The sequence below is a fragment of the Staphylococcus croceilyticus genome (assembly GCF_002902575.1).
GTDB lineage: Bacteria > Bacillota > Bacilli > Staphylococcales > Staphylococcaceae > Staphylococcus > Staphylococcus croceilyticus.
The window spans coordinates 1-1,181 of record NZ_PPRD01000080.1 but is presented as its reverse complement, the minus strand read 5'-3'; the positions used below and the strand labels follow the sequence as shown (position 1 = coordinate 1,181).

General features: G+C 30.7%; 1 protein-coding gene. It reads right to left on the bottom strand.

Going from position 1 to position 1,181, the window contains the following annotated elements; genetic code table 11:
• Positions 1–41: 41 nt before the first annotated feature.
• Positions 42–1,181: ISL3 family transposase (locus CD128_RS09495; protein ID WP_103329686.1), on the bottom strand; the 1,140-nt coding region annotated here is incomplete at its 5' end.

Sequence of the window (1,181 nt, the reverse complement as noted above, 5' to 3'; positions counted from 1 at the left end):
GGCTCTACGTCAAATCGGACTGATGAGTCCTAATATTGAGATTAAGCAACCTTAGGTTGTTTAATCTCTTTTTTTGTTGTTGAGGCAAAAAGTCGCGAAGTTATAATAATTCGATTACGCAAATTATCATAATTTCTATAACCAAAAGATACCCTTTTAATGAGTTTGATTTTATTATTAATTCCTTCTAACGGACCGTTGGTCAGGTTAGAATATATCATGGTGTTTTCAATGAAAGGTATTAATCTTCTTAAAGTTCTAATGACTGGGCGTAATTTGGGACACACGTCTGAAAGATGAATAGAAAAGAGTTTATGATTAAATTTCTCTATTTGGTTTTCTTTTAGTAATCGTCTTAGCTCATGAACGTAGTGATATGTATTAAATAATTTAACATCTACACCTAATAAGTAATTCATAATTCCTTTTTCGGTTTTCCACTCTTTGAATAAACGGACTTTACGATAATTAAATGCCTCTAGCGTTTCAAAAGGTTTAAGAAATAGTTTCCAATAACTTTTATATTTATTATAAAGCGGTCTATTAGAGGTTCTATAACAATTCATTACTTGAACTCTAGACATATTTAACGCTCGATTTAACGATTGAACAATATGAAAACGATCAATAATAATCTTCGCATTAGGAAATAATTGCTTGATTAGCGACATATATGGTTCATACATATCAATCGTTACTGTTTTGACGTTTTGTCTTAGTTTCAAAGAATAACGATAAAAATGATCTTTTAATGATTTTAACTTACGATCCGCTACCACATCTACGATGCGGTGGGAGACAGCATCTGCATAAATAAAACTCATTTTTCCAATTACATTTTTAACACTTTTAAATTCGTCCATCATTAAGTGTTCAGGTAAAGCATCAAAAGAAGACTGACCTACGTCGCTTGCCGCTTGATTAATCACTCTAGATACAGTCATTGATGATACTAAGCATGACTTAGCGATAGATTTTTGAGAGCGGTATTCTTGCGCTTTATCTAAAACTGCAAGTTTTGTTTTGTTAGAAATAAAACAATAATCGTCGACAATATTAGATTTAGCAGTAAAATAACTATCACATGTTTTACAATAAAATCTTTGTTTTTGAAGCTTTAAATAAGCAGGCATTTCCATAATTTTAAGTAAAGTAATCGTTGAAGTTTTCTTACCATTTTT